General features: G+C 69.2%; 9 protein-coding genes. 7 read left to right on the forward strand and 2 right to left on the reverse strand.

Going from position 1 to position 8,379, the window contains the following annotated elements; translation table 11 throughout:
* Positions 1–591 (reverse strand): phytoene desaturase family protein (locus NX1_RS34510; RefSeq protein WP_157120393.1); only part of this gene is annotated, 591 nt, incomplete at its 3' end.
* A 49-nt stretch (positions 592–640) separates the two neighbouring features.
* Positions 641–1,258, reverse strand: coding sequence for a GNAT family N-acetyltransferase (locus NX1_RS34515; protein ID WP_068069272.1), 618 nt, complete (start codon positions 1,256–1,258; stop codon positions 641–643).
* A gap of 139 nt (positions 1,259–1,397) precedes the next feature.
* Here NX1_RS34515 and NX1_RS34520 point away from each other — a divergent pair, with 139 nt between their 5' ends.
* From NX1_RS34520 to NX1_RS34550, 7 genes are all read left to right on the forward strand, one after another.
* Positions 1,398–1,835: an SAV_6107 family HEPN domain-containing protein gene (locus tag NX1_RS34520; protein ID WP_068069275.1), complete on the forward strand. Its 438-nt coding sequence runs from the start codon at positions 1,398–1,400 to the stop codon at positions 1,833–1,835.
* Positions 1,836–1,961: 126 nt separating this feature from the next.
* Positions 1,962–2,387 (forward strand): SCO2097 family morphological protein, encoded by a 426-nt coding sequence (locus NX1_RS34525; protein WP_068069279.1) that lies wholly within the window; start codon positions 1,962–1,964, stop codon positions 2,385–2,387.
* A gap of 409 nt (positions 2,388–2,796) precedes the next feature.
* Complete coding sequence (mraZ, locus tag NX1_RS34530) at positions 2,797–3,228, forward strand: division/cell wall cluster transcriptional repressor MraZ (RefSeq protein WP_067785767.1); 432 nt, start codon at positions 2,797–2,799, stop codon at positions 3,226–3,228.
* Between the two features lie 231 nt (positions 3,229–3,459).
* Positions 3,460–4,434 (forward strand): 16S rRNA (cytosine(1402)-N(4))-methyltransferase RsmH, encoded by a 975-nt coding sequence (rsmH, locus tag NX1_RS34535; protein WP_068069287.1) that lies wholly within the window; start codon positions 3,460–3,462, stop codon positions 4,432–4,434.
* Between the two features lie 151 nt (positions 4,435–4,585).
* The gene (gene ftsL, locus NX1_RS38305; RefSeq protein WP_245668903.1) at positions 4,586–5,533 is read left to right on the forward strand and encodes a cell division protein FtsL; all 948 of its coding nucleotides are present in this window, start codon (positions 4,586–4,588) and stop codon (positions 5,531–5,533) included.
* Positions 5,530–7,416 (forward strand): peptidoglycan D,D-transpeptidase FtsI family protein, encoded by a 1,887-nt coding sequence (locus NX1_RS34545; RefSeq protein ID WP_068069285.1) that lies wholly within the window; start codon positions 5,530–5,532, stop codon positions 7,414–7,416. Before ftsL ends, NX1_RS34545 begins: the two co-directional genes overlap by 4 nt.
* Before the next feature lie 139 nt (positions 7,417–7,555).
* Positions 7,556–8,379 (forward strand): Mur ligase family protein (locus tag NX1_RS34550; protein ID WP_245668905.1); only part of this gene is annotated, 824 nt, incomplete at its 3' end.

Consider the following 8,379-nt stretch of genomic DNA (forward strand, 5'->3'; position numbering starts at 1 on the left):
GGACTGCGCGCCGAACCAGGCCAGCGACGCCTTGAGCCGTTCGTCGCGAAACCAGGTGTCGAGCAGCGCGTCCCCGGACTGGAGGAACTCCCTGGAGAGCGCGCTGCCGCCGTGTTCGGCGTCCAGTCCCCAGAACGAGCGAAGCAGATGACCGGGCCCAGGCGCGCCGCCGAACGCGCGCATGACCCGTGCGCTGCGCGGACCCCACACCGCGACGAACCTCCGATACGCGTCGGCGTCGGCCGTCCCGCACGCGGCCGCGATGGACGCGCAGGTCGTATCGAGATCGCGATGGAAAACGAGCGGCGGACGACCCTCGGCATCGGCTGGGGTGAAGCCCCATGGATCGCAATCGATATAACGGAGTCCGAAGCGGTTCAGCTCCAGTTCTTCGATGATTCCCGTGTGCCGGATCATGATGTGCGCCGAGGAGCCCCGGTCCACCAGGTGTCCGGGAAACCGCTCGACCGTCGACACCGCGCCGCCGAGCACCTCGTCCCGTTCCAGCACCTCGACCCGGTGTCCGTCGCGCGCCAGGTAGCAGGCCGCCACCAGCGCGTTGTGCCCGGAACCGACAACTACGACGTGCACGGCCGCGCCTCACCGCCGTCGAGGTGCGCCGGGCCGGAATCACGTCCGCTCACAGCGGCAACCGCCTGCCGAGAATCGCGAAAGGCCGGTTGTCACCGGCGAACACGAAATGCCGGATGACGTCGGCGAATCCTTCGCGGCGGTAGAGCCGCCACGCGCGGTTCCCCTCGCCCGCCACCTCGGGTGTGGAGAGCAACACCGCGCTCTCCGTCCGGTTCTGGAGCAGCCTGCGCAGCAGGATCCCACCGATGCCGCGACCCTGCGCGCTCGGGTGCACGTGTAGCTCGGTCAGCTCGAAGTAATCCGAAAGCAGTTCGCGCGCAGAGTTTTCCGGCCAGCCCGAGCGGCGCATCCCGCTGTGCACCTGCTGGTGCCACCACTGGTGCGGCGCACCGTGATAGCCGTAGGCGATGGCGACGATGGGCGCGGTGCGCAGGTCGACGCGGCCGTCCTCGTCGGGCAGCAGCGCCGCGACCGCCTGCCAGCCCGCGCGGGTGGTGTGCTCGGTCCACATCGGCGCGCGGTGGTTCTCGGTGCCGCGCGGATAGTCCATCGCGGCGACATAGACCGCTAGCACGTCGTGCAGCCGGTAGCGCAGGTCCGCGACCGAGAGGTCGACGACGACGGGTGCGGGTGCGGGGGAGTGGTGTGGCTTGACGGCTGTCATGGCTCTCGTCGGACCGCGCGGACGCGGAAAGTTGTCGGTGGGCGTCTTTATATTCAAGCTCAATTCAAACGTTCGAATACCTGTTCGGTCCGCTCGGTGCACGGGGACCGGTGGGTGTACGAGTGCGGAGGGACGTGCCATGAGTCGGATCGAGCAGCCGGGGCAGCCCGGCAAGGCGGGGAAACTGCTGAAGAAGGCCGACGGACTGCTGTTGCAGGCGGCGGGGGAGGCCGACCCGAGGGAGCGGTTCCGCACCGCTTATCTGGCCGCGCTGCGCGGCGCGGGCGCCGTGCTCGCGTTCACCGGCGCCGACGCGGCGCCGCGCGCCCGCTCGCGCAACGCGTGGGTGCTGTTGCAGCGCGCCGCACCCGAGTTCGTCATGTGGGCCGACTACTTCAGCGCGCGCTCGGAATTGCGCGCCGCGCTGGAGGCCGGACTCGACCGCGAAGTCGACGAGCGGCAGGCCGACGAGTTCTCTTCGCGGGTGGGCGCATTCCTGCACGACGTGGAAGATCTGCTGAACTCGGCCGCGCGGCTGCGTCCCGCGCCGGGATGGACAGGAGGCATGACCGCTTAGTTATCACCGAGAAGGTGGTACGGCCCTGATCGAACTCGTATCATTGGTGACAGATAGCCGCCAAGGTCGGCTATCTGTCGCCTACCCGGAGGCGACAAGCCACGTCCTAGTGCCGGGGGAGGTACCGTGCCACTCTCCGAGCACGAGCAGCGCATGCTCGAACAGATCGAGAGCGCGCTCTATGCTGAGGATCCGAAGTTCGCCTCGTCCGTCCGCGGCGGACGCCTTCGCTCGACCTCGAGTCGTCGCAGACTCCAGGCCGCGGCCTTGTTCGTCCTCGGTCTGTTTCTACTGGTCGCCGGTATCGCCGCTCCGGTGAAGCCTGGTGGCTTTCCGATCATCAGCCTGATCGGATTCATCGTCATGTTCGGCGCCGGCGTGCTTCTGCTGCTCGGCACTTCGAAGGGCGCCGCCCGTGGCGCGCGTTCCGGCGAGGCGTCCACCAGTGGGCCGGGCGGTGGCGGATCGAGCGGACCTGGGCGTCAGCGCAAGTCCGGTGGTTTCTCCGAACGCATGGAGGATCGCTTCCGGAGACGGTTCGAGCAGGAGTAGCTCGGCTGTAACCTGAAAAACTTCAGCACAGCAGGCGACGCCGCACACCAACGGGTGCGGCGTCGCCTGCTCGTGTTTCCGGGACTTTCACCGCCGCCGAGGCGGTCTCCACATCTCCCCACGGCGTTCCCCACCTCCCCCCAGAATCACCCCCTTTCGGCCCGAGGGCCTTGGTTACCAGGGCGGTTTGCTGGATGTTTTCGGGGCTCGACGCGCCGATGCCCGCGTGTCGGCAGAACACGGAAAAAGTTCCCCACCCGGTGATAGCTGGGATGACCTGCGAAATCGTCTCGGCGGGGAGGCAGATCACCTCCACTTTCGATTGAAAGTGGGGGAAAGTGGGGTAATGTGGAGCGCGCACTACAGGAGAGGCCATCCAGAGAGGTGATTCCGGTAGGGAGGTATCGAGTTGTTTCTCGGTACCTACACACCTCGGCTGGATGACAAAGGGCGACTCACGTTGCCTGCGAAGTTTCGAGACGATCTGGCGGGAGGGTTGATGGTCACGAAGGGTCAGGACCACAGCCTTGCCGTGTACCCCAAGGAAGAGTTCACCGCGCTCGCCCGGCGAGCCGCGGCCGCGTCTCGCAGCAATCCGCAGGCCCGCGCATTCGTCAGGGCACTCGCGGCCGGAACCGATGAACAGCGTCCGGACGCACAGGGCCGCATCACGTTGTCGGCCGACCATCGGCGCTACGCGAACCTGGACCGGGATTGCGTGGTGATCGGCTCGGTCGACTTCCTCGAAATATGGGACAAGCAGGCGTGGGAGTCCTACCTCGCCGAGCACGAGGAGGATTACGCGCAAGCGAGAGACGAGTCGCTGGGCGGAATCTTCTAGCCCGAGCGGACGAGTGCCACGCGGCCTCTGCCCGGACGCGGACCCTGGCGTACTTCCCCGACGCCAGGTGCCGTTGTTCGGTCAGAGACCACGGGGCACTCGTCTTCGACAGCAGCTTCTTATACCAAAAGCACTGTGGAACAAGGCGACCCGTGTGCGATGGTCGAACGTTCGGTCATCGAGGCGCCCGCCGTCCGGTGCAAGCGACGAGCGAGGATCCGGGAGGTCGAGGTGAACCGTGAACAGCACGGCCCCCGGCATGTTCCGGTTCTGCTCCGCCGCGCCGACGAACTGCTCGGCCCTGCGCTCACCGAGCCGGGCGCCGTCTATGTCGACGCCACCCTCGGTCTCGGCGGTCACGCGGAACATTTCCTGCGGACCTATCCCGGGCTGCGGCTGGTCGGGCTCGACAGGGACACGAACGCGCTGCGGTTGGCCGAAGAGCGGTTGCGTCCCTTCGCCGACCGAATCACATTGGTGCACACAACCTATGACGGCATCGCCGACGCGCTGACGCAGGCGGGGCTGGATCCGGTGGATTCGGTGAGCGGCATCCTGATGGACCTCGGCGTCTCCTCGATGCAGCTGGACGAGGCCGAGCGCGGCTTCGCCTACTCCGTCGACGCCCCGCTCGACATGCGGATGGATCCGACGACCGGGATCACAGCCGCCGACGTGCTCAACACCTACAGCCACGGTGAGCTCGCCAGGGTGCTGAAGACCTACGGCGAGGAGCGCTTCGCGGGCAAGATCGCCTCCGAGGTGGTGCGTCGTCGTCAGCAGCGGCCGTTCACCACGAGCGCCGAGCTCGTCGAACTGCTCTACGCGACCATCCCGGCCGCCACACGGCGGACCGGCGGACATCCCGCCAAGCGCACCTTCCAGGCGCTCCGGGTGGAGGTCAACGGCGAGCTCGACTCGCTGCGCGCCGCACTGCCCGCCGCGCTGGACGCGCTGCGGATGGGCGGCCGGATCGTCGTCATGTCCTACCAGTCGCTGGAGGACCGGGTCGTCAAGCAGGAGCTGGCGCCGCGGATCACCTCCCGCACCCCGGTGGACCTGCCGGTCGAATTGCCAGGCATGGGACCGGAATTCCGGATGCTCACCCGCGGCGCCGAGAAGGCGACCGAGCGGGAAGTCGAAGAGAACCCGCGGGCCGCGCCGGTGCGCATGCGAGCGGCCGAACGGATTCAGGAGAGGGGATGAGTGTGACGACATCGAGCAGCAGCTCGGCTGCCGTCGTGCTCATCGGACGTCGATCCACGACCGGAGCCGCCGCGCGCGGCCCGATCGTCGCGGATCGCACGACGTCGACGGGGTGGGGGTGTTCTTGCGGAACAGAGGAGGCGACGACACCATGAGTATCCGAACCCGTACGGTCGAGTCGCCGGGGCGGGTCGCTCGTCGGGTGCAAGCCGCCGAGCGGGTGAAATCCGGTGCGGCGCAGCGTGCTTACGCCAAGCGCAAGACGCGCGCCGAGCACCGGACCGACACCGCGCTGCCGACCCGCGGATCGGTGATGGCCGCGCGAATCCCGTTCGTCGCGGCGATCATCGCGATGCTCGGCTGCGGTCTCGCGCTCACCCTGCTGCTCACCACCAGGGCGGCCGAGGACAGCTACCAGCTCAGCGACGCGAGGGAGCTCAACAGAAAGCTCTCCGAGGAGCGCGCCGGGCTGCAGCGCGAGGTCGAGGCCGCCGATTCCGCCCCCGAGCTCGCGGCGCGCGCCCGCGAACTGGGCATGATTCCGGCGAAGGATCCGGCCCGGCTGGTGATCGAGCCGGACGGCACGGTGACGGTGATCGGCAAGGAGGTTCCCGCGCAGGGCGCGCCCGCGCCGCCGTTGAACGTGCCGCCCAAGTCGTCGACCGCGCAGCCGGGGCACGCGCAGGCCCAGGGCGAGCGCGTCGTGCCGGTCTCGACCACGCCGCCTGCGGGCAGACCTGCCGCCGAGCAGGCCAACGGCGCTTCGACCAATGGCGCGGCGACCGGTGGCGCTGCGACGAACAGCACGGCCAACGGCACGCAGACGAGCTCGATGCCCGCCGCGCCGCCTCCTCCGCCGTCCCCGGTCCCGTCGCCCGCCGAGACGCCGCAACCCGCGGCCCAGAATCCGGTCGCGGCAACGGATCCAGCGGCACAAGTGCAAGGAGCGGCTGGGCAGGCATCGGGACCCGAAGCGGCACAGCACCCAGCCGCGCCACAGCCGGTGGCGCAGGTACCCGCCGACCAGTTGGCCGCACCGCCGGAGGCACAGGTTGTTCCGCCGCCCGAGCCGCTCGACCAGCAGGGAGGCATCCGATGAACCGGACCAGGCCCGCGCCGCGCAAGCGGCGCGGGCCGGTGGCATCAGGGCCCGCGAGATCGCGCGCCGCCGCCGAGCGCCCGGTGCGGCTGCGGCTCGGGGTCGGCCGGATCGTCATGCTGGTCGCGCTGGCCGTCGTCGCGGTCCAATTGCTGTACATCCAGAGCATTTCCGCGCCGGGACTTTCCGCGCAGGCGGCCAGCCAGCGCACCGTCCGGCTGACCGACGAGGCCACCCGCGGCCCGATCACCGACCGCAACGGCAAGTCACTGGCCTTCACCACCACCGCGGTGGAGTTGCACTTCCAGCCCGTGCGGGTGCGCAAAGATCTGGAGGAGGCGAAGGCCAAGAACGCGAAGGCTCCCGATCCGGACGAGCGTCTGAAAGCCATTGCCAGGACGATTCACGAGAAGCTCGGCAAGAATGCGCCGACGGAGGCGGCGTTGCTGGAGAAGCTGCGCAGTGACGAGACGTTCGTCTATCTCGCCCGCAATGTCGATCCGCGTGTCGCCACGGACATCACCGTGCAGTTCCCGGAAGTGGGCGCGGACTCACAGCCACGGCGCGAGTACCCGGGCGGATCGCTGGCCGCCAACATGATCGGCGCGACCGGATGGGACGGACACGGGCTGATCGGCCTGGAATCCTCGCTGGACTCGGTGCTCGCGGGCACCGACGGCTCGCACACCTACGACCGCGGTTCCGACGGCGCCGTCATTCCCGGCAGTTGGCGCGACAAACAGCCCGCCGTGAACGGCAACGGCGTCGAACTCACCCTCGACTCCGACCTGCAGTACTACGTGCAGCAGCAGGTGCAGCAGGCCAGGCAGCAGTCCGGCGCGCAGGGCGCCTCGGCCGTGGTGCTGGACGCACGGACCGGCCAGGTGCTCGCGATGGCCAACGACAACACCTTCAATCCAACGCTGGGCCCGCAGAACTGGGGTTCGGCCAAGACCAGCAACCCCTCGGTGAGCGACCCGTTCGAACCCGGCTCGGTGAACAAGATCGTCACCGCGGCCGCGGCCATCGAATACGGGCTCACCACGCCCGACGAGGTGCTCCAGGTCCCCGGCTCGATCCAGATGGCGGGCGTCACCGTCGGCGACGCCTGGAACCACGGTGTGGTGCCCTATACGACCACCGGCATCTTCGCGAGGTCGTCCAACGTCGGCACCCTGATGCTGGCCCAGCGCGTCGGCGAGGACCGCTACGCGGACATGCTGCACCGCTTCGGTCTCGGTCAGCGCACCGGCGTCGGCCTGCCGGGCGAGTCCGCGGGTCAGGTGCCGTCGCGCGACCAGTGGTCGGGCGGCACCTTCGCCAATCTTCCGATCGGACAGGGCCTTTCGATGTCCACCTTGCAGATGACGGGAATGTACCAGGCCATCGCCAACGACGGCATTCGCGTCCCGCCGCGCATCGTGAAGGCCAAGATCGCGCCGGACGGCGCCCGCACCGAGGAGCCGCAGCCGGACGGCACCCGGGTGGTGAGCACGCAGACCGCGCAGACGTTGCGCCACATGTTCCAGGCCGTGGTCCAGCGCGATCCGATGGACGCCGAACAGAACGGCACCGGCTGGCCCGCCGCGATCGAGGGCTACCGGATCGCGGGCAAGACCGGCACCGCGCAGAAGATCGATCCGGACTGCAAGTGTTACTCGAGCTCCAGCTACTGGATCACATTCGCGGGCATGGCGCCCGCCGACAACCCGCGATACGTGATCGGCATGATGCTGGACAACCCGGTGCGCAGCTCCGACGGCAGCGGCGGCCAGTCGGCCGCGCCGCTGTTCCACAGCATCGCGTCGTGGGCGCTGCAGCGCGATCGGATCCCGCCGACGACCGCCCCGGCACAGAAGTTCGTCCTGCAGGCTGGTGTGTGATTCCGGCTTGTCGAATCGTCGTATTTCCGCTCCACGGCGCGGCAACACCGAGGCGCGTTGTTCCCCGGTGAGCCCGCGTCGGTAACCTGACTCGTCACCATAGTCCGTGCTGTCCAATGCCCTGTCCGAGAGGAGCGAGGTGCCCGCGCAGTCCAGCCCGCCCGCGTTGCGGCCGGTCGACCCGCCGTCGACACCGCTGACCACCGTGCTGGAGCTGACCGGCGCCAGCCTGTCGGCGCCCGCGCCCGGCGATCTGGTGGTCACCGGGATCGAGCAGCGTTCGAACGCGGTGCGTCCAGGCGATCTGTTCGCCGCGCTGCCCGGCTCGCAGTCGCACGGCGCGCGCTTCGCCCGTGACGCCGTCGAGCGCGGCGCGGTGGCCGTGTTCAGCGATGCCGAGGGCGCCGGGCTGGCCGGCGAGCTCGGCGTGCCGGTACTGGTGCGCGAGCGGCCGCGCGAGGTGCTCGGCGAGCTCTCCGCGGCGCTGTACGGCAACCCCTCGCAGCGGCTGCGCATCGTCGGCATCACCGGCACCTCGGGCAAGACCACCACGTCGTATCTGGTGGAGGCCGGGCTGGCCGCTGGTGGTCTGTCCACCGCGCTGATCGGCACCATCGAGACCAGGATCGGCGGCCGCCGGGTGCCGAGCGCGCTGACCACCCCCGAGGCGCCGCAGCTGCACGCGATGTTCGCGCTCATGGTGGAGCAGGGCGTGGACGCGGTGGTGATGGAGGTGTCCAGCCACGCGCTGGCGCTCGGCCGGGTCGACGGTGTGCGCTTCGCGGTGGGCGCTTTCACCAACCTGTCCCAGGACCACCTGGACTTCCACGCCGATTTCGAGGACTACTTCGGCGCCAAGCGCAGGCTTTTCGACCCGGCGTCGGCCGTCGCCGCCCGAACCTCGGTGATCTGCGTCGACGACGACTGGGGCCGCCGCCTCGCCGCGAGCCTGGCCGCGCCGAC

The organism is Nocardia xishanensis NBRC 101358, from assembly GCF_001613365.1.
GTDB lineage: Bacteria > Actinomycetota > Actinomycetes > Mycobacteriales > Mycobacteriaceae > Nocardia > Nocardia xishanensis.